19 protein-coding genes are annotated in these 18,009 nt (G+C 57.2%); 3 read left to right on the plus strand and 16 right to left on the minus strand.

Annotated elements, in window-relative coordinates:
* The first annotated feature begins 89 nt into the window (after nucleotides 1-89).
* Entirely contained in the window at nucleotides 90-770 is a 681-nt protein-coding gene (yihA, locus tag KI614_RS03180; protein ID WP_226407824.1) for a ribosome biogenesis GTP-binding protein YihA/YsxC, read from the plus strand.
* A gap of 130 nt (nucleotides 771-900) precedes the next feature.
* Nucleotides 901-1,902: a porphobilinogen synthase gene (gene hemB, locus KI614_RS03185; RefSeq protein WP_226407826.1), complete on the plus strand. Its 1,002-nt coding sequence runs from the start codon at nucleotides 901-903 to the stop codon at nucleotides 1,900-1,902.
* Nucleotides 1,903-1,950: 48 nt separating this feature from the next.
* Here hemB and slmA read toward each other — a convergent pair whose 3' ends face one another.
* The 14 genes from slmA to KI614_RS03255 all read right to left on the minus strand — a co-directional run bounded on the left by slmA (nucleotide 1,951) and on the right by KI614_RS03255 (nucleotide 14,230).
* Nucleotides 1,951-2,559 carry a nucleoid occlusion factor SlmA gene (gene slmA, locus KI614_RS03190; RefSeq protein ID WP_226407828.1) on the minus strand — a complete coding sequence of 203 codons (609 nt, stop codon included), beginning with the start codon at nucleotides 2,557-2,559 and terminating at the stop codon, nucleotides 1,951-1,953.
* A 39-nt stretch (nucleotides 2,560-2,598) separates the two neighbouring features.
* The gene (locus tag KI614_RS03195; protein WP_226407830.1) at nucleotides 2,599-3,240 is read right to left on the minus strand and encodes a pyrimidine 5'-nucleotidase; all 642 of its coding nucleotides are present in this window, start codon (nucleotides 3,238-3,240) and stop codon (nucleotides 2,599-2,601) included.
* A 38-nt stretch (nucleotides 3,241-3,278) separates the two neighbouring features.
* Nucleotides 3,279-4,166: an acetylglutamate kinase gene (gene argB, locus KI614_RS03200; protein ID WP_226407832.1), complete on the minus strand. Its 888-nt coding sequence runs from the start codon at nucleotides 4,164-4,166 to the stop codon at nucleotides 3,279-3,281.
* 65 nt (nucleotides 4,167-4,231) lie between these two features.
* The gene (nudB, locus tag KI614_RS03205; protein ID WP_226407834.1) at nucleotides 4,232-4,684 is read right to left on the minus strand and encodes a dihydroneopterin triphosphate diphosphatase; all 453 of its coding nucleotides are present in this window, start codon (nucleotides 4,682-4,684) and stop codon (nucleotides 4,232-4,234) included.
* Nucleotides 4,681-5,109: a barstar family protein gene (locus KI614_RS03210; RefSeq protein WP_226407836.1), complete on the minus strand. Its 429-nt coding sequence runs from the start codon at nucleotides 5,107-5,109 to the stop codon at nucleotides 4,681-4,683. Before KI614_RS03210 ends, nudB begins: the two co-directional genes overlap by 4 nt.
* A 3-nt stretch (nucleotides 5,110-5,112) precedes the next feature.
* Nucleotides 5,113-5,469, minus strand: coding sequence for a ribonuclease domain-containing protein (locus tag KI614_RS03215; RefSeq protein ID WP_226407838.1), 357 nt, complete (start codon nucleotides 5,467-5,469; stop codon nucleotides 5,113-5,115).
* Nucleotides 5,470-5,475: 6 nt separating this feature from the next.
* Nucleotides 5,476-7,275, minus strand: coding sequence for an aspartate--tRNA ligase (gene aspS, locus KI614_RS03220; RefSeq protein ID WP_226407840.1), 1,800 nt, complete (start codon nucleotides 7,273-7,275; stop codon nucleotides 5,476-5,478).
* 17 nt (nucleotides 7,276-7,292) lie between these two features.
* The gene (locus tag KI614_RS03225; RefSeq protein WP_203469305.1) at nucleotides 7,293-7,907 is read right to left on the minus strand and encodes a DUF502 domain-containing protein; all 615 of its coding nucleotides are present in this window, start codon (nucleotides 7,905-7,907) and stop codon (nucleotides 7,293-7,295) included.
* Nucleotides 7,907-8,161: an FmdB family zinc ribbon protein gene (locus KI614_RS03230; protein WP_226407842.1), complete on the minus strand. Its 255-nt coding sequence runs from the start codon at nucleotides 8,159-8,161 to the stop codon at nucleotides 7,907-7,909. Before KI614_RS03230 ends, KI614_RS03225 begins: the two co-directional genes overlap by 1 nt.
* A gap of 70 nt (nucleotides 8,162-8,231) precedes the next feature.
* A complete protein-coding gene (locus tag KI614_RS03235; protein ID WP_226407844.1) occupies nucleotides 8,232-9,080 on the minus strand; it encodes a prepilin peptidase in 849 nt (282 codons plus the stop codon).
* Nucleotides 9,080-10,306: a type II secretion system F family protein gene (locus tag KI614_RS03240; RefSeq protein WP_226407846.1), complete on the minus strand. Its 1,227-nt coding sequence runs from the start codon at nucleotides 10,304-10,306 to the stop codon at nucleotides 9,080-9,082. The genes KI614_RS03235 and KI614_RS03240 overlap by 1 nt, the downstream gene beginning before the upstream one ends.
* Before the next feature lie 15 nt (nucleotides 10,307-10,321).
* A complete protein-coding gene (gene pilB / locus KI614_RS03245; RefSeq protein ID WP_226407848.1) occupies nucleotides 10,322-12,037 on the minus strand; it encodes a type IV-A pilus assembly ATPase PilB in 1,716 nt (571 codons plus the stop codon).
* A 78-nt stretch (nucleotides 12,038-12,115) separates the two neighbouring features.
* Entirely contained in the window at nucleotides 12,116-13,387 is a 1,272-nt protein-coding gene (locus KI614_RS03250; RefSeq protein WP_226407851.1) for an HlyC/CorC family transporter, read from the minus strand.
* 3 nt (nucleotides 13,388-13,390) lie between these two features.
* Entirely contained in the window at nucleotides 13,391-14,230 is an 840-nt protein-coding gene (locus tag KI614_RS03255) for an inner membrane protein YpjD (RefSeq protein ID WP_226407853.1), read from the minus strand.
* 29 nt (nucleotides 14,231-14,259) lie between these two features.
* On the opposite strand from KI614_RS03255, the gene ffh reads away from it, so the two are divergent.
* The gene (gene ffh / locus KI614_RS03260) at nucleotides 14,260-15,618 is read left to right on the plus strand and encodes a signal recognition particle protein (protein WP_203468691.1); all 1,359 of its coding nucleotides are present in this window, start codon (nucleotides 14,260-14,262) and stop codon (nucleotides 15,616-15,618) included.
* Here ffh and KI614_RS03265 read toward each other — a convergent pair whose 3' ends face one another.
* Complete coding sequence (locus KI614_RS03265) at nucleotides 15,619-16,230, minus strand: lytic transglycosylase domain-containing protein (RefSeq protein ID WP_226407856.1); 612 nt, start codon at nucleotides 16,228-16,230, stop codon at nucleotides 15,619-15,621.
* Nucleotides 16,218-17,948, minus strand: a complete 1,731-nt coding sequence (locus KI614_RS03270; RefSeq protein ID WP_226407858.1) for a proline--tRNA ligase — start codon at nucleotides 17,946-17,948, stop codon at nucleotides 16,218-16,220. The genes KI614_RS03265 and KI614_RS03270 overlap by 13 nt, the downstream gene beginning before the upstream one ends.
* Nucleotides 17,949-18,009 lie beyond the last annotated feature (61 nt).

Below are 18,009 nucleotides of genomic sequence, written 5' to 3' on the forward strand. Positions count from 1 at the left end.
TCTCGAGGCGCTTTTGACCGGGACTGAAGTTACAAACCTGCTATTCTATAGCAGTTCTCCGCCGCGTTGGCGGGTCTTCCGAGTTTTTTATGCCTCTGTTCCAAAAGGCGGTTTTCTTAACCACCGTTGCCAATCTCCGTGATTTACCCGCCGACTCTGTTCGGGAAGTAGCCTTCGCAGGCCGTTCCAATGCCGGTAAATCTTCTGCCATCAACACCCTGGCCGGTCGCGTGCGTCTGGCTTTCGTCAGCAAGACGCCGGGGCGAACCCAGCACCTGAATTATTTTACCTTGGCCGAGGGCAAGTATTTTGTCGACTTGCCTGGTTATGGCTATGCCAAGGCGCCTGAAGCGATTCGTTCGCAGTGGGAAGGGCTGATCGGGCCGTATCTCAGCGAGCGCGACCAACTGGCTGGCTTGGTGGTCATCATGGATATCCGTCGTCCGATGACGGACCTCGACCTGAAGTTGATCGATTGGTTCCGGCCGACCGGTCGCCCGATTCATATTCTGCTTTCCAAGGCAGACAAGCTTAGTCGGCAGGAGCAAACCAAGGTGCTGCGTTCGGTGAAGGCCGAAGTGGCGACCTGGGGCGATGCCGCCCTGTACTCCGTGCAGCTCTTTTCCAGTCTCAAGAAGACGGGGGTTGAGGATGCCGAGGAGGTGCTGGCTGGCTGGCTGGGGATGGAATACAAGCGCCCGGTCGTTGCGCCCAAACCGCAAAACAAAGTGCCCCCGGCTAAGGGGGGGCCGGGGGCAAAAATGCACTGACGTGGTCAAGGCACCCGCTCAGGGAGGTGAAGCGGGAGACAGCGCGTGCTATCTGCAGACTCTGACGTGGGTCAACGCTAAAAGTTCCGCGCTGTTAAAAAATATCTGCTGATTTTTTCGAGGTTCAAACATGAGTGCTACCGGACAATTTCCTGCCACACGCATGCGCCGGATGCGGCGCGATGATTTTTCCCGCCGCTTGATGCGGGAGTCTGTTCTGACGGTCGACGACTTTATTTATCCTGTTTTCGTACTGGAAGGTGCAGGGCGGATCGAGAAGGTCGGCTCGATGCCCGGTGTCGAGCGTCAATCGCTGGATATCCTGCTGAAGACGGCTGAACGTGCGGCCAAGCTGGGAGTGCCCGCCCTGGCACTGTTCCCGGTGATTGATGCATCCTTGAAGTCACTTGGTGCCGAAGAGGCTTATAACGACAGTGGCTTGGTGCCGCGCGTCGTCCAGGCGCTCAAGCGTGAATTCCCTGAACTGGGCATCATTACTGACGTGGCGCTCGATCCCTACACCAGTCACGGGCAGGATGGTCTGATCGATGCGAGCGGTTATGTTCTCAATGATGAAACGCTTGAGGTGCTGGCGCGCCAGGCGCTTTGCCATGCCCAGGCTGGAGCTGATGTGGTTGCGCCTTCCGACATGATGGATGGGCGTATCGGCCGTATTCGTGCCGAGTTGAATCAGGCCGGACAAATCTATACCCGCATCCTGGCTTATTCTGCCAAGTATGCCTCGGCCTTCTATGGCCCCTTCCGCGATGCCGTCGGTTCGGCGGGCAATCTGGGCAAAGGCAACAAGTACACTTACCAGATGGATCCGGCCAATACCGACGAGGCGCTCAAGGAAGTGGCGCTGGATCTGGAGGAAGGTGCCGATATGGTCATGGTCAAGCCTGGCATGCCGTATCTCGACATCGTTCGTCGGGTCAAAGAGGAGTTCAAGGTGCCGACCTATGCCTATCAGGTCAGCGGTGAGTACGCGATGCTCAAGGCGGCAGCCCAGAATGGCTGGCTGGACGAGAAGGCTTGTGTACTGGAAAGCTTGCTGGCTTTCAAGCGAGCCGGTGCCGATGGCATCTTGACCTACTTTGCACTGGATGCGGCAGAGTATCTGCAGCGCTGAGTGGTCGGCAGCATTTAAAAAGGGCGGCCTGGGCCGCCCTTTTTGCGTTTACCCGCCAGGTGCGCCTGACTGCGACAGGCAGGCGAAATAAAGCATTGGCCACTGCTGTTGCCACTGGGCCAGCGGTTCGCGGGTGAAACCGCTGCGTGCGTATTGTTCCCAGCGGCCAACCGCGTAACAGCGCAGCAGGTTGGCCAATGAGGCGAAGTCGGCATCGGCTTTCAGGTTGTCCTGGGTGGCGGCAATGCGCAGTGCCTGCTTGAGCGCTGCTTCCAGTTTGTCGAGCAGGGCATTGATCCGTTGTTGCAGGCGTTCGTTTTCATTGACCAATGCATCACCGATCAGGACGCGGGTCATGCCGCGGTTTTTCTGGGCAAAGCGCAGCAGCAGGCTGAGAATCTGCTCCACCTGGTTGAAGCCCTGGCTTTCTTCGGCCGTAATCTGGTTGATGACGCCAAAAAGGCTTTGTTCAATGAACTCGATCAGGCCTTCATACATCTGAGCCTTGCTGGCGAAGTGGCGGTAAAGCGCCGCTTCCGAACAGTCAAGCCTGGCGGCCAGTGCTGCCGTGGTGATCTTTTCGCCTTTGGGGACTTCCAGCATCCCGGCGAGTGTTTGCAGAATTTGCAGGCGGCGTTCGCCCGGTTTGACGGCCATCGATCATCCCCTCTCGATTCCTTGATTTTTGTCCGGAAATTATAGTCGACCGCAACGTTGCGGCAACTGCAGGACGGAACGAATCTTGACGTCAACAAAAGGTGAGTGACGTGAGCCAGCACTCACCCACACCGTCTTCATGCCCAGCTTTTTGGCGCTGACCAGATTGGCCAGGCTGTCTTCGACCATGATGCAACGACGCGGATTCAGGTGCTCCTGGCGCAGCAGGGTGCGAAATCCCTGAAGCATCGGTTTGGGTTTGAATTTAAGGTTCTCAACCGTGTAGACCGCAGCAAAATACTTGTCCAGCCCGGTCAGGCGAAGGATTTGATGGGCGTATTGCCCGGGAGCATTGGAGAAGAGAATTTTCTTGCCAGGTAGTCGCTGCAGCATGTGCAAGGTGGCGCGCTGAAAGACAAGTTGGCGTTGAAGTTCGGGAAACTGGTGGGTTTCCGCCAGGAAGTGCTGCGGGTTGGTGCCATGGTGTCGCATCATGCCGAGCATGGTTGCGCCGTAGCGTGTCCAGTAGTCCTGGCGAATGCGGTTCGCTTCATCTTCATCGACGCTCAGATGGCGTTCAATGTATTGCCGCATCGACAGATTGATATGCGGGAAAATGTGCGCCGAGGCGTTGTGTAGCGTGTTGTCGAGGTCGAACAGCCAAACGGGGTTGTGCATCATGGTAGGCAATAAAAAAGCCCGCTGGGCGGGCTTGGGGGTCAGTGCGACTTGATCATTGTTCCGACGCCGTGGTCGGTCAGGATTTCGAGCAGCAAGGCATGTTCGACGCGGCCATCGATGATGTGCACGCCTTTAACACCATTGCGTGCGGCATCCAGTGCCGAGCCGATTTTGGGCAGCATGCCGCCCGACAGCGTGCCATCATCGACCATTTCATCGATCTGCTTCGGCGTGATGCCGGTGATCAAATTGCCTTCCTTGTCGAGTACGCCAGGAGTGTTGGTCAGCAGCACCAGTTTTTCGGCCTTGAGGACTTCGGCAATCTTGCCGGCGACAACGTCGGCATTGATGTTGTAGGTCTCCCCATCCTTACCAACGCCGATCGGGGCGATGACCGGAATGAACGCGCCCTTGTCGAGGTGATCGATCAGCGAGGGATCGATCGAGGTAATCTCGCCGACCTGGCCGACGTCGATCAGGTCGCCCGGATGATCCTTGTTTTCCAGCATCAGCTTCTTGGCGCGGATGAAATTGCCATCCTTGCCGGTCAGGCCGACGGCTTTGCCGCCATGCTGGTTGATCAGGTTGACGATGTCTTTGTTGACCTGGCCGCCGAGGACCATTTCAACCAGTTCCATGGTCTCGGCATCGGTGACGCGCATGCCCTGGATGAACTCGCCTTTCTTGCCGACGCGGCCGAGCAGGTTCTCGATTTGCGGTCCTCCGCCATGGACAACGACGATGTTGAAGCCGACCAGTTCGAGTAGCACGACATCGCGTGCGAAACAGCTTTTCAGGTGTTCGTCGGTCATCGCGTTGCCACCGTATTTGACGACGATGGTCTTGCCGTGGAAACGCTTGATATAAGGCAGGGCTTCGGCCAGGACGGCGGCCTTGGTGCCTGGGGTGAGGTTTTCAATGCTCATGGCGGGCTCCGGTTGGAATCGCCGCGGATTGTACAAAGAAAAATGCCGCAGCGGTGGAAGGCGAATCAGGGTTTCAGGTTGAGGCGTGTCGGCAGCGCCTGGATGGCGTCGCGGTTGGTCCACGAAAAGCAGCGTTCGGCCGCGGCTTGCCAGGGCATCCAGGTCCAGGCACGGTGTTCATTCGGCGCAATGGTGATGTCCGGTTTGCCGGCAACCAGGAGGCCGAAGACATGTTCGGTATTCTCGGTGACGCCAGGGGCATAGCGATGCCGCCACTGCGGGAAAATCTCGAAGATGTTGGTCTGTTGCCAGTCGGTCAGCTGGTGAAGGTCGGTATTGATGCCGGTTTCTTCGCCAACTTCCCGGCGGGCGGTGTCGATCAGCGCTTCATCGCCTTCCCGGCTGCCGGTTACCGATTGCCAGAAGCCAGGGTGAGCCGCCCGCTCAAGGAGCAGTACATCGAGCGCCGGGGTGTAGATGACGACGAGCACCGAGACCGGTTGCTTGTACTCGCTCATGCCTCGGGCAGGGGATTCAGGGCCGGGTTGGGGGTGTCGAGCAGAACCCGGAAGAGAATGCTGTCCGCACGCAACGTTTCGGCGGCCGATTGCAGTACTTCGAGTAGTGTCGCGAAAGCTTCCGGCTGGGCGGCGCTGAGTCGTTGCGTGCCGGATATCGAGATGATCCGCCCACTTTCTGTCAGCCACTCGGCGTCGGTCAGGCAGTCGAACAATGCATCCAGATTGGCGCCGTACCAGGCAGGAAAATGCAGGGTGCTGCCGATTTTCTTGAGTGCACTGGAAAGCGTTGCGTGGCGTGCCAGGTCAATGGTCTGGATGCTTTGCTGGTCGGCTTGGGCCTGAGCTTCGAAGGCGGGGCGACGTTCGGCGGAGAGGTAATACACCCCGTTATGCTCGGCCCGCAGGGCGAGAGGCTGGGTCATCGCTTACTCCCGTATGCGCCGGAAGGACGCGTAGTGGTCCTCGGTGTAGTAGAACTCGTCGCTGTTTCCGGCAATGATCCGGCGTGCTCCGCGACTGCGGACGCCCGGTGTCTTGACCGTGTATTCACGGTAATAACCGCGTTTTTGCAGCGGCAGGCGTTTTTCGAAATTGCCGAAAACAATGCCGTCACGGGGAAAGGGGAAAGGCCCCCCATCCTTGATCAGACGCAGCGTTTGGCGAGCCTCGATAGGCAAATCGCCAACAGGAATACTGTCGACCGCAGTATTGCCCCAGGTGAAACCAAATGCGCTTCCAATGGCCAGCCAGGCAACCAGCAGGAAGCGCATCCAGATCATCATGCTGCTTTAGGCCTTGGGGACGTCGACTTGCGTTTCCATCTTTTGACGCAGGCGGATGTGCAATTCGCGCAGTTGCTTCTCGTCGACCGGTGATGGTGCGTCGGTCAGCAGGCATTGGGCGCGCTGGGTTTTCGGGAAGGCGATCACGTCACGGATCGACTCGGCGCCGGTCATCATTGTGACGATGCGGTCCAAACCGAAAGCCAGGCCGCCGTGCGGTGGGGCGCCGTACTTGAGTGCGTCGAGCAGGAAGCCGAACTTGGCCTGCTGTTCTTCTGGACCGATGTTGAGGGCCGAGAAAACCTTCTCCTGCACTTCGGAGCGGTGGATACGTACCGAGCCGCCACCCAGTTCCCAGCCGTTCAGCGCCAGGTCGTAGGCCTTGGCAAGGCACTTGCCCGGATCCGTTTCGAGGAACTGCAGGTGCTCGTCCTTCGGGCTGGTGAACGGGTGGTGACAGGCAGTCCAGCGCTTCGATTCGTCGTCGTATTCGAACATCGGGAAGTCGATGACCCACAGCGGAGCCCACTTAGCGCCGGTGACGAAGCCCTTTTCATGGCCGATCTTGATGCGCAGTGCGCCAAGAGCGTCGTTGACGATCTTGGCCTTGTCGGCGCCGAAGAAGATCAGGTCGCCGGATTGTGCGCCGGTGCGCTCGATGACGGCTTTGAGCGAGGCTTCGGAGAGATTCTTGACGATCGGCGACTGCAACCCGGTTTCGTTGATCTGGGTAACGTCATTGATCTTGATGTAGGCCAGGCCGCGAGCGCCGTAGATGCCGACGAACTGGGTGTAGGCATCGATTTCGCCGCGCGTCAGCGTGGCGCCACCGGGGATGCGCATGGCCGCGATACGGCCACCGGCGCTGTTGGCGACGCCGGCGAAGACCTTGAAGGCGACGTCCTTGAAGGCGTCGGTGACTTCGGTCAGCTCAAGTGTGACGCGCAGGTCCGGCTTGTCCGAACCGAAGCGGTGCATGGCTTCGGCGTAGGTCATGCGCGGGAATTCCGGCAGGTCGACGTCGATCGCTTCCTTGAATACGGTGCGGATCAGCTTTTCCATCAGGGCGGTGATTTCTGCCTCGCTCATGAACGAGGTTTCGATATCGACCTGGGTGAATTCGGGCTGGCGGTCGGCACGCAGATCTTCGTCGCGGAAGCACTTGACGATCTGGTAGTAGCGGTCGTAACCAGCGACCATCAGCAGCTGTTTGAAGAGTTGCGGAGACTGCGGCAGTGCGAAAAACTGGCCATCATGGACGCGCGACGGAACGAGATAGTCGCGGGCGCCTTCCGGGGTCGACTTGGTCAGCATCGGGGTTTCGATGTCGATGAAACCGTTGTCGTCAAGGAAGCGGCGGAAAGCCCGAGCCGTCTTGTAGCGCAGCATCAGGTTGTTCTGCATCTGCGGACGACGCAGATCGATGACGCGATGGGTCAGGCGAACGTTTTCCGACAGATTGTCTTCGTCGAGTTGGAACGGTGGGGTGACCGAGGCGTTCAGAACTTCAATTTCCTGGCAGAGAATTTCGATTTCGCCGGATGCCAGGTTGGCGTTGGTCGTGCCGGCCGGGCGCGGACGGACCTTGCCGGTAATTTTCAGGCAGAACTCGTTGCGCACCGATTCGGCAATGGCGAACATTTCGGGGCGATCCGGATCGCAAACAACCTGAGCCAGGCCTTCACGGTCGCGCAGGTCGATGAAGATGACGCCGCCGTGGTCGCGCCGACGGTGGGCCCAGCCGCACAGGGTGACGATTTGCCCGTCGAGGGCGGCATTGAGTTGTCCGCAGTAATGGGTACGCATGAAGCTTTCCGGTTGATTCAGGTGTTGGTGATAACGCGCGGGTTTGGTGGCGGTGCCACGACCCCCATCGAGATAATGTATTTCAGGGCTTCGTCGACCGTCATGTCGAGTTCCTGCACTTCGCTGGATGGCATCATCAGGAAGAAGCCGGAGGTCGGGTTGGGGGTCGTCGGGACATAAACGCTGACATAGTCGCCATCGAGGTGATTGACAACGTCACCGCCGGGCTGCCCCGTCAGAAAGGCAATGGTCCAGCTTCCCTGGTGCGGGTAGCGAACCAGGACTGCCTTGCGGAAAGCATTGCCATTAGGCGAGAAGAGCGTGTCTGAAACCTGCTTGACGCTGTTGTAGACCGAATTCACGACCGGGATGCGGGCCAGAAGCTTTTCCCACCAGACAACTAGTTTTTGGCCAATGAAATTGGCTGCCAGCAGTCCGGTCAGCAGGATCATGCCCAACGTCAACAGCGCGCCAGCACCAGGGATGGCGAAGCCGAAGAGGTGTTGTGGGTGAATTGACTCAGGCAGGAGGCGCAGTGACTGGTCGAGTGCGCTGACTATGGTCGACAGCACCCACCCGGTAATAACCAGGGGGACCCAGATGAGTAGCCCGGTAATGAAGTAACGTTTGATCAATTGGCCCCGCACGGAGTGCATGCTCCCGACCCGCCCTGGCAGGGTGGGGTGCTGTCAGCAGGCTTGCTGCCGCCCTTGAAGTCTGTGGCATACCAGCCGCTGCCCTTGAGCTGAAAGCCAGCGGCTGACAACAGCTTGCTGTAATTTTCCTTGCCGCAGGCCGGGCATGTGGTGAGCTGCGGATCGCTCATCTTTTGAAGATGTTCTTTCTGGGCGCCGCAGGAGTCGCAGCGATACTCGTAAATCGGCATGTGATTCCTCCAAAACCTTGAATTATAACCGAGAGATGCTAGTGCCAATGTCAGGGCTGAGACTGATATTTCAATAGATCAGTTCAAGGTAACGGTGTGTCAACTCCGTTCCCCAAAACAGGGCGATGCCGCCAGCCGCGGCCAGGTAAGGGCCGAATGGGATGGGGACGTTACGTCCATGTCGTGCTGCAATGATCAAGGTAATGCCGACGCCGGCGCCAACCACGGAGGAGAGAAGAATGATGGTCGGCAGCATCTGCCAGCCAAGCCAAGCACCGAGGGCGGCGAGCAGTTTGAAGTCGCCATATCCCATTCCTTCTTTGCCGGTCGCCAGCTTGAATAGCCAGAAAACAGACCAGAGAGCCAGGTAGCCAGCCATGGCGCCAATGACGGCAGATGGCAGATCAGTGAATGTGCCTGTGATATTCAGCGCCAGTCCGCACCAGAGCAGCGGAAGCGTCATTGAATCAGGAAGCAGTTGTGTATCAAAGTCGATCGCGGCCAGCCCGATCAGCATCCAGATCAGAAACAGAGCCCCCAGAGCCTGCAGGCTGGGGCCGAAGTGCCAAACCGCGAAGGCGGAAAGGGCTCCGGTGATGAATTCAATAACAGGATAGCGAATCGAGATTTTCGTGTGGCAGGACGCGCACTTTCCTTTGAGCAACAGATAGCTGATAACCGGAATGTTTTGACTGGCCGTAATGCAATGACCGCAGGCCGGGCAACGGGAGCCTGGTTTTGACAAACTGAGCGTTTTCCCGGTCGACACTGGTTTCCCCTGCAAATCGGCACACTGTGCGTGCCAATCGTGCTCCATCATCTTGGGGAGTCGGTGAATCACGACGTTAAGGAAGCTGCCGATACACAGACCCAATACGGCCGCCATACCGACAAGAACAACAAGTGAGTCAGGAAGCATCAGACGACTGAGCCCATCTTGAAAATGGGCAGGTACATGGATACAACCATGCCGCCAATCAGCGTGCCGAGAACAACCATGATTATCGGCTCCATCAGGCTGGACATGGCCTCGACTGCATCATCGACTTCCTGTTCGAAGAAGTCGGCGACCTTGGAAAGCATCGAGTCAAGCGCACCAGATTCTTCGCCGATCGCAACCATCTGGGTCACCATGTTCGGGAAAATGTTCACGTTCTGCATCGCAGAAGTCAGGCTGGTGCCTGTCGAGACTTCACTTTGAATTTGTTTCGTTGCAATTTTATACACATGATTCCCGGCTGCTCCACCGACCGACTCGAGCGACTCAACCAAGGGAACGCCTGCAGCAAACATGGTTGCCAACGTTCTGGTCCACCGGGCAATGACCGATTTTCGGACAATTTCCCCGAAAACCGGTGCGCGTAAAAGCAGGCGGTCCATGACGATCTGGATTTTTTCGGAGCGGCGCCAGCTTTCCAGGAATCCATAAATTCCTCCACCCAGTATGCCGAATATTGCCCACCAATAAGCAACGAAAAAGTCGGAAATGGAGATCACGACCAGCGTAGGGGCCGGCAAGTCTGCGCCGAAGCTTTTGAAAACGTCTTTAAATGCTGGAATGACGAAAATCATAATCACGGCAGTAATAATGAATGCCACGACTATGACTGCGATCGGATAGAACAAGGCTGACTTGATCTTGCTCTTGATCGCGATAATTTTTTCCTGGTAGGTCGCCAAGCGGTCGAGAAGACTGTCAAGAATCCCAGCCTGTTCGCCCGCTGCAACTAGGTTGCAGTAGAGCGGATCGAATTGGAGTGGATACTTGCGAAAGGCTTGTGACAGTGAGCTGCCCGTTTCGACATCTGCTTTAATGTCGAGCAGCAATTTGCCAACCGCTGGATTGGTGTGCCCTCTTCCGACAATATCAAATGACTGAAGCAGGGGGACGCCTGACTTCATCATGGTCGCCAGTTGCCGAGTAAATAGCGCGATATCCTTGCCAGTAATCCGGCCGCCACTTTTGAAGCGGACTTTTTTGATCTTGGCATTCGTGATGCCTTGGCGTCTCAGCGTGGTCTGGACAACCGACTCGCTAGCTGCGCGCATTTCTCCGCGCACGGTTTTTCCGTCCCGGTTCTTGCCTTCCCATAAAAAAGGGGACTCCTTGACTGCCGAGGCTTTCGGTTTGGCGGCGGTAGCCATAATCCACTGTTCCTTTTATAAATTGGTCGTGGTCAATACTTCATCAAGCGACGTAACTCCTTGCTTGACCTTGAGCAGTCCGGACTGACGCAAATCCTTGACCCCCTCATTTTTAGCCAGGAGGGCCAGATCCAGCGCCGTGGCACCGCTCATGATCAAGCGCTGCATGGCCTCCGAGACCGGCATGACCTGATAAATGCCGACCCGGCCTTTATAGCCGCTGCCTTTGCAGCGATCACAGCCACCCGGCCCATAAAGCGTCCATGAACCATCCAGTTCTTCTGGCTTAAAGCCTGCATCGAGCATTGCCTGCTCGGGGACGGTCATTGGTTTCTTGCAGGTGCAAAGCCTGCGTGCCAAGCGCTGTGCGGTAATCAACAAGATGCTCGACGCGATGTTGAATGTGGGAACACCCATATTCATCAGTCGCGTCAGTGTTTGTGGTGCATCGTTGGTGTGTAGCGTCGAGAGCACCATATGCCCTGTCTGAGCGGCCTTGATGGCGATTTCAGCGGTCTCGAGATCCCGAATTTCACCCACCATGATGACGTCCGGATCCTGGCGGAGAAAGGCTTTCAGGGCGACAGGAAAGGTGAGTCCGGCTTTGTCGTCCACATTGACCTGATTGATACCCGCCAAATTGATTTCAGCTGGGTCCTCGGCCGTGGAAATGTTGACGCCATCCTTGTTGAGGATGTTTAGGCAGGTGTATAGCGAGACTGTCTTGCCGGAGCCGGTAGGACCTGTGACCAAAACCATGCCGTATGGCCGGTTGACCGCATCAAGCAGAGCGGCTTTCTGCTCCGGCTCGTAACCCAGTGCTTCAATACCAAGCGTGGCAGACGTTGGGTCGAGAATACGCAAGACGATTTTCTCGCCCTGAAGGGTGGGCAGCGTGCTGACCCGAAAGTCGATGGCCCGATTTTTTGACAGGACCAAGCGCATGCGACCGTCTTGCGGGACGCGCTTTTCTGCAATGTTCAAACGCGAAATGACCTTGATGCGTGAAGCGATCTTTTCCTTGATGGCCAACGGGGGGGTGGCGATTTCGCGGAGTATGCCGTCGACCCGGAAACGAATCCGGTAGTACTTTTCATAGGGCTCGAAATGAATATCCGACGCCCCCTCATTGATCGCATCAAGCAGCATTTTCTGGATGAATTTGACAACGGGGGCGTCGTCGATTTCTTGCCCTGCAGCCTCATCGGCTTTTGCGCTGGTGTCTTCGTCGAGGAAATCGAGGTTGATGTCGTCGCTGGCCAGATTTTTCAAGGTTTCTGACGCAGACTCCGAGTATTTCGTGACAAGCGGTGCAAGTTTGGGATGTTCGACAACAATGGGGTCGACGGCCAGGCCGGTCTGGAAGCGGATTTCGTCCAGCGCACGTAAATTGGTCGGGTCGGCAATGGCCACAGAAAGACGATTGCCGCGTTTGTTGAGCGGAATGACTTTGTGGGTCGCAATTAATTTGCGATCAATTGCTGTTTCCGGAATGTGTGCTTCGTCGAAGGCGGCAAGATCAAGTAGCGGGTAGCCGAATGTGTCAGCGACAAATCGTGCGATCTCAATGGCGGATGCCTTCTGGCTGGCAATGATTTGTTCGATCAGCGAATGTTTTTCAGTATTCGCCTGGGCCAGCAGTTGCTCTGCCTCCGCCTCCTTGAGTCGTCCGGCTTGTACCAGCGCGCGGGCCAGACCACTGAGGGGTTGTGTTTGAGGAGTTGCAGCCATTGGATAGTGTCAAATGCCTTATAGATCGTCTGATAATGCTACGAGGAAGCGGGTTTTGTAAAGGCTGGAGCCTTCTCGTCAGTGCGTTTCCGGGCGGTATATCCGTGCAGTGACCACACTTCGGTCCTGGGTTTGAAGTATCTCGACAGGAATGCCGCCCAGTTTCAGACTCAAATCTGATTCAGGAATATCTTGCAAATAGTCGAGAATCAGGCCGTTCAAGGTTTTTGGGCCATCCAGCGGAAAGTCAAGTTCAAGCATCCGGTTGATTTCGCGCAACGAGCGTGAGCCTTCAACAATCGCAAAACCTTCTGGCGACCAGGTCAGGGAGGTTCCCAAGCCTGGCAGGGAGGTTGTGAAATCGCCGACAAATTCTTCAATGATGTCCTCGAGTGTCAGCAGGCCAAGAATTTCACCGTATTCATCAACGACAAAACCGATGCGCTGCCGATTTTCCTGAAAAAAGGCAAGTTGCGAAAACACCGGGGTGCCGGAGGGGATGTAGTACGGGGACTGAAGCTGACTTAGCAAAGTGGCTTCGCCAAAGTCGGCAGATCCGATGTCGCCAATCAGGCGCCGAACCGGCAGCACGCCGACCAGTTGGTCGAGAGACTCCCTGCAGACAGGCAGGCGGCTGTGATGGCTGGTTGCGAGCTGCGTCAGAACCTCTTCCCAATGCCGCTCAATATCGAGTATCTCGATGCTTCTGCGTGGCGTCATCACATCTTCAACCGTGATCTTGTTCAGCTCAAACAGGCTGGAGAGAATGGTCTGGTGCTTTTGCGGCATCAGCCGCGCAGATTCGAGGACCAGGCTGCGCAGTTCTTCGGGAGAAAGTTTGGCCGACTCATCTGTTTCTTGCGGCGTGAGTCGGAGCAGGCGCAGTAGTCCGCTGGCAAATAAATTGATGAACCAGACGATCGGATAAAAAAGGCGCAGCAGCGGCGTCAATATATGGCCGAGTAAAAGGGCTAGCCGGTCAGCATGGTTTGCACCAATGATCTTCGGCGTGATTTCGGAAAAAACCAGAATGGCAAAGGTGACACCGAGCGTTCCTGCACCAAGCGCCCATTTTTCTTCGCCGAACAGCTCTATGGCAATCAGGCTGACCAGCGTGGCTGCTGCTGAGTTGATCAGATTGTTGCCGAGCAGGATCACGCCCAGCATTTTGTCGGTTCTGGCGAGCAGGTCGAGTGCTTTTCGGGCGCCACGGTGGCCAGACTGAGCCAGGTGACGCAGACGGAAGCGGTTTGACGCCATCATCGCTGTTTCGCTCAGCGAGAAAAAGGCGGACAGGGCAAGCAGTACAACCAGTGTTATCAGCATCGCTGACAAAGGGATGTCATTCACGACTTAAACGCGTCCGAGGATGACTTCAGCCACAAAGCGGCTGCCAACATAAGCCAGAATCAGCAGGGAGAAACCGGCCAGGGTCCAGCGCAGGGCGCGTTTGCCTCGCCAGCCCCAGGCGTGGCGGCCAACCAGCAATGTCGCAAAAATGCCCCAGGAGGCAAATGCGAAGAGTGTTTTATGGTCAATGCTGAGCGGCTTGCCAAACAGGACTTCGGAGAACAGGACGCCGCTGCCGACGGTGAGTGTCAGAAGAATAAATCCGAGAAGGAGCATGCGGAAAAGCAGCCGCTCCATCGTCATAAGTGGCGGCAGGCTGTTCAGGCTGCGCTTCAGTGAGCGTTTGTGCAGGGCGTTTTCGGTAAAGCCCATGAAAATTGCATGCAGTGCAGACAGTGTCAGCAGGCTGTAGGCCAGCATCGCAGCCAGGAAATGAAGTTTGAAGCCGGTTGCTGCGGCGTGAGCGACGAGGTGAACCTGGGGGAACAGCGTCGGCAGAATGGCGCAGGCTGCTGCCAGCGGCAGGACCATGGGTTGCATGCCTTCCATGCGGGCCATGAAACTTTCCAGCCAGTAGATCAATACGGCCAGCCACATCATCAGCGAGAGCGCAAAACTGAAAGAGAAGCGCATGCCGGCTTCTGAGAAGAGGGCGCTGTACAGCCCGCTTGCATGGATCAGCAGCGCGACGGCAATGGCCCCGCGTTCCCAGGCTTGCATCGGGCAGGCGACGCACTGATGCTCGCCCTCGCGCCAGCGGGTGTTCCAGAAATGAAATCCAAGCGCACCATATATCAGGGTGGCGAGAATGTGCGGCATAAGCTGAATTACAATGTCGACCATTCGATGATTCTACTAGAAGCCTACATCACATGCTCGATAACCTGACCAATCGCCTTGCCCGCGTAATGAAGACGCTCAAGGGCGAAGCTCGCCTGACTGAATCAAATATTGCCGATGCGTTGCGTGAAGTGCGCATGGCCTTGCTTGAGGCCGATGTGGCTTTGCCCGTTGTCAAGGATTTTGTGGCGGCGGTGAAAGAAAAGGCCGTGGGCGAAGAAGTGATCGGCTCACTCAGCCCAGGGCAGGCGCTGGTTGGTGTGGTGCATGCCGAGTTGACCAAGATCATGGGTGATGCTCATGAGGGCATCAATTTCAACACCCAGCCGCCGGCAATCGTACTGATGGCTGGTTTGCAGGGCGCCGGCAAGACGACGACGGTTGGCAAGCTGGGCAAGTTCCTGAAAGAGAATTTCAAGAAAAAAGTGCTGGTTGTGTCATGTGACGTTTATCGTCCAGCGGCAATCGAGCAGTTGAAGTCGGTGGCAGGGCAGGCCGGCGTTGATTTCTTCCCGTCTGCTGTTGGCGAGAAACCGGAGGCGATCGCCCTGGCGGCCCTAGACTGGGCCAAGCGTCATTACCATGATGTACTGCTGGTCGATACGGCCGGTCGTCTCGCGGTCGACGAGGCCATGATGGCCGAAATCAAGCAGTTGCATGCGGCAATCAATCCGATCGAAACCTTGTTCGTTGTCGATGCGATGCTGGGTCAGGATGCGGTCAATACGGCCAAGGCCTTCAACGAAGCCTTGCCGCTGACTGGCGTTGTGCTGACCAAGCTGGACGGTGATTCGCGCGGTGGTGCGGCCTTGTCGGTGCGTCATGTCACCGGCAAGCCGATCAAGTTCTCCGGTGTCGGCGAAAAGCTGACCGGGCTGGAAGCTTTCCACCCGGAGCGGATGGCTTCCCGCATTCTTGGCATGGGCGACGTGCTGTCCTTGATCGAGGATGCGCGCAAGGGGCTGGACGAAGAAAAGGCGGTGGCATTTGCCAAGAAGCTGAAATCCGGCAAGGGCTTCGATCTGAATGACTTCAAGGAGCAGATCGGCCAGATGCGTAACATGGGTGGCTTGTCGGCATTGATGGACAAGATGCCGGCCCAGATCGCCCAGATGGCGGGTCAGTTGCCGGCCGGTGCAGAAAACAAGATGGTTGGGCGGGTCGAGGGGATTATCAACTCGATGACGCCGCTCGAACGTTCGAAGCCGGAACTGATCAAGGCCAGCCGCAAGCGTCGTATCGCCATGGGGGCGGGGGTTCAGGTTCAGGAAGTGAATCGTCTGCTGACCCAGTTCGAGCAGTCGCAGAAAATGATGAAGATGATGACCAAGGGCGGCATCGGCAAGTTGATGCGCGGCATGAAGGGGATGATTCCCGGTATGGGACGCTGATCAGCGTCCTGTTTCGGTCGGCCGGGTGGGCTTGTCGTAAGCCCACTGGTTTTGCCAGGCAGCTCGGACCATGTTGGGGTATTCGGGCTTGCCGAGGCTGCCGTTATAGCGGCCAAGGGCGCGATACAGGTCGCCCTTCTCGATATCCAGGTAGTGGCGCAGAATGGTGCAGCCATAGCGCAGGTTGGTGCGCAGGTCGAACAGTGAGTCTTCCGGTCGACCGAGTAATTTCAGCCAAAATGGCATGACCTGCATGTAGCCGCGTGCGCCGGCTGATGACACGGCATATTTCCGGAATCCGGATTCAACCTGCATCAATCCTAAAACCAGCTGCGGATCGAGTCCGGCGCGCGTCGCTTCATAGTGCACGCTGCGCAGCAGGTCGATCCGATACTCCCTGCTCGGAATACGTTTTTCCAAGCGTCGGGACATTTCTCCCAGCCAGTCGGCGGCATCGATCGGGTTGCGAAAGGAGCTGCCGGGCGGCCGTGAGTCTGAAACCGCCTTGTGCAGCGCCGCCTGCGCGCTGGCAGCAAGCGGCTCGTATTTTTGCGCGCCGGCATAGGCGGCCGACGCGCAGAGCAAATACAGTGCAGCGATTAACCGGTGCACAGTTTCCCTTGAATGAAGCTGAGCGCCTCGCCTTGCGGCAGCATGCTGGCTTCGGCTTCCTGGCGGCCCTTGTACTCGATCTGGCCTTCCTTCAGGCCGCGCTCGCCAATGACCAGGCGGTGCGGGATGCCGATCAGTTCCATGTCGGCAAACATCACGCCGGGGCGTTCATTGCGATCGTCCAGCAGAACGTCGATACCGGCTGTCTTGAGGTCGGCGTACAACTGGTCGGCGGCCGCCTTGACGGCATCATTCTTGAAGTAGCCCATCGGCACCACGCAGACCTCGAAGGGGGCGATGGCCGGCGGCAGGATGATGCCTCGTTCATCGTTGCCCTGTTCGATCGCCGAGCCGACGATGCGCGACACGCCGATACCGTAGCAGCCCATTTCCATGATCTGGCTCTTGCCGTTTTCATCGAGGTAGCTGCAGTTGAGCGCTTCGGCGTATTTCTGGCGCAGCTGGAAAATATGACCGACTTCGATGCCACGGCAAATGCCGAGTTGGCCTTGGCCATCAGGCGACGGGTCGCCGGCAACAACGTTGCGGATATCGAACACTTCGGGTTCCGGCAGGTCACGGCCGAAATTGACGCCGCTCAGGTGGTAGCCGGCTTCGTTGGCGCCGCAGATGAAGTCGCTCATGGCGGCTACGGTACGGTCGGCAAAAACCGCTACCTTGCTGCGGTCGACCGCGACAGGACCGATAAAACCTGGTTTGCAGTTCAGTTGGGCAATGACTTCTTCTTCCGTTGCAAAGCGGAAGGTGCTCAAGGCGGCAATCTTGCTCGCCTTGATTTCGTTGATTTCGTGGTCGGCGCGAACCAGCAGCAGGGCAAAGGTTTGCTTGCCATCTTCGCTGTCATTGACGACCGCAATCGTTTTGACGATTTTGTTGATGTCGGCCGCGAGAAACTTGGCGACATCGGCACAAGCCATCTTGCCCGGGGTGTGAATCTTTGCCAAGCTGGCCGAGGCTGCTGCGCGGGGCGTGCTCGGAGCCAGGGCTTCGGCCAGTTCAACGTTGGCGGCGTAATCCGAATTCGGGCAGAAGGCGATGTCGTCTTCACCGGAATCGGCCAAAACGTGGAATTCATGCGATCCGGTACCGCCAATCGAGCCTGTGTCGGCGGCGACGGCACGGAACTTCAGGCCGAGGCGGGTGAAAATTCGGCTGTAGGTCGCGTACATATTGCCGTATTCGCGCTTCAGGTCATCGAACGACGTATGGAAAGAGTAGCCGTCCTTCATCAGGAATTCGCGGCCACGCATCACGCCGAAGCGCGGACGGATCTCATCGCGGAATTTGGTTTGGACCTGATAAAGATGAATCGGCAACTGGCGATAGCTCTTTACGTCGCGGCGCACCACGTCGGTAATGACTTCTTCGTGTGTCGGGCCAATGACGAATTCGCGCTGGTGGCGATCCTTGAAGCGCAGCAGCTCCGGACCGTATTGCTCCCAGCGGCCGGATTCCTGCCACAGTTCGGCGGGCTGTACCGCCGGCATCAGCAATTCGAGCGCCCCGGCATTGTTCATTTCTTCGCGGACGATGTTTTCAACTTTGCGCAAAACGCGCAGGCCGAGCGGCATCCAGGTGTAAATGCCGGTTGCTGCGCGCTTGATATAGCCGGCGCGCAACATCATTTTCTGGCTAATGACTTCGGCGTCGGACGGGGCTTCTTTGAGAGTGGTGAAAAAGAACTGCGAAGTGCGCATGGGATGCTCTTGAATTCGTTGCAAAAGTCGGATTTTACACGCAGCGTGTTCTTTGCATGCG

This window comes from Dechloromonas denitrificans (genome assembly GCF_020510665.1).
GTDB lineage: Bacteria > Pseudomonadota > Gammaproteobacteria > Burkholderiales > Rhodocyclaceae > Azonexus > Azonexus denitrificans_B.

Bases quoted from the DNA above. Each gene is read 5' to 3' on its own strand.
- yihA (WP_226407824.1), top strand. From the start codon at position 90: ATGCCTCTGTTCCAAAAGGCGGTTTTCTTAACCACCGTTGCCAATCTC.
- hemB (WP_226407826.1), top strand. From the start codon at position 901: ATGAGTGCTACCGGACAATTTCCTGCCACACGCATGCGCCGGATGCGG.
- slmA (WP_226407828.1), bottom strand. From the start codon at position 2,559: ATGGCCGTCAAACCGGGCGAACGCCGCCTGCAAATTCTGCAAACACTC.
- KI614_RS03195 (WP_226407830.1), bottom strand. From the start codon at position 3,240: ATGATGCACAACCCCGTTTGGCTGTTCGACCTCGACAACACGCTACAC.
- argB (WP_226407832.1), bottom strand. From the start codon at position 4,166: ATGAGCATTGAAAACCTCACCCCAGGCACCAAGGCCGCCGTCCTGGCC.
- nudB (WP_226407834.1), bottom strand. From the start codon at position 4,684: ATGAGCGAGTACAAGCAACCGGTCTCGGTGCTCGTCGTCATCTACACC.
- KI614_RS03210 (WP_226407836.1), bottom strand. From the start codon at position 5,109: ATGACCCAGCCTCTCGCCCTGCGGGCCGAGCATAACGGGGTGTATTAC.
- KI614_RS03215 (WP_226407838.1), bottom strand. From the start codon at position 5,469: ATGATGATCTGGATGCGCTTCCTGCTGGTTGCCTGGCTGGCCATTGGA.
- aspS (WP_226407840.1), bottom strand. From the start codon at position 7,275: ATGCGTACCCATTACTGCGGACAACTCAATGCCGCCCTCGACGGGCAA.
- KI614_RS03230 (WP_226407842.1), bottom strand. From the start codon at position 8,161: ATGCCGATTTACGAGTATCGCTGCGACTCCTGCGGCGCCCAGAAAGAA.
- KI614_RS03235 (WP_226407844.1), bottom strand. From the start codon at position 9,080: ATGCTTCCTGACTCACTTGTTGTTCTTGTCGGTATGGCGGCCGTATTG.
- KI614_RS03240 (WP_226407846.1), bottom strand. From the start codon at position 10,306: ATGGCTACCGCCGCCAAACCGAAAGCCTCGGCAGTCAAGGAGTCCCCT.
- pilB (WP_226407848.1), bottom strand. From the start codon at position 12,037: ATGGCTGCAACTCCTCAAACACAACCCCTCAGTGGTCTGGCCCGCGCG.
- KI614_RS03255 (WP_226407853.1), bottom strand. From the start codon at position 14,230: ATGGTCGACATTGTAATTCAGCTTATGCCGCACATTCTCGCCACCCTG.
- ffh (WP_203468691.1), top strand. From the start codon at position 14,260: ATGCTCGATAACCTGACCAATCGCCTTGCCCGCGTAATGAAGACGCTC.
- KI614_RS03270 (WP_226407858.1), bottom strand. From the start codon at position 17,948: ATGCGCACTTCGCAGTTCTTTTTCACCACTCTCAAAGAAGCCCCGTCC.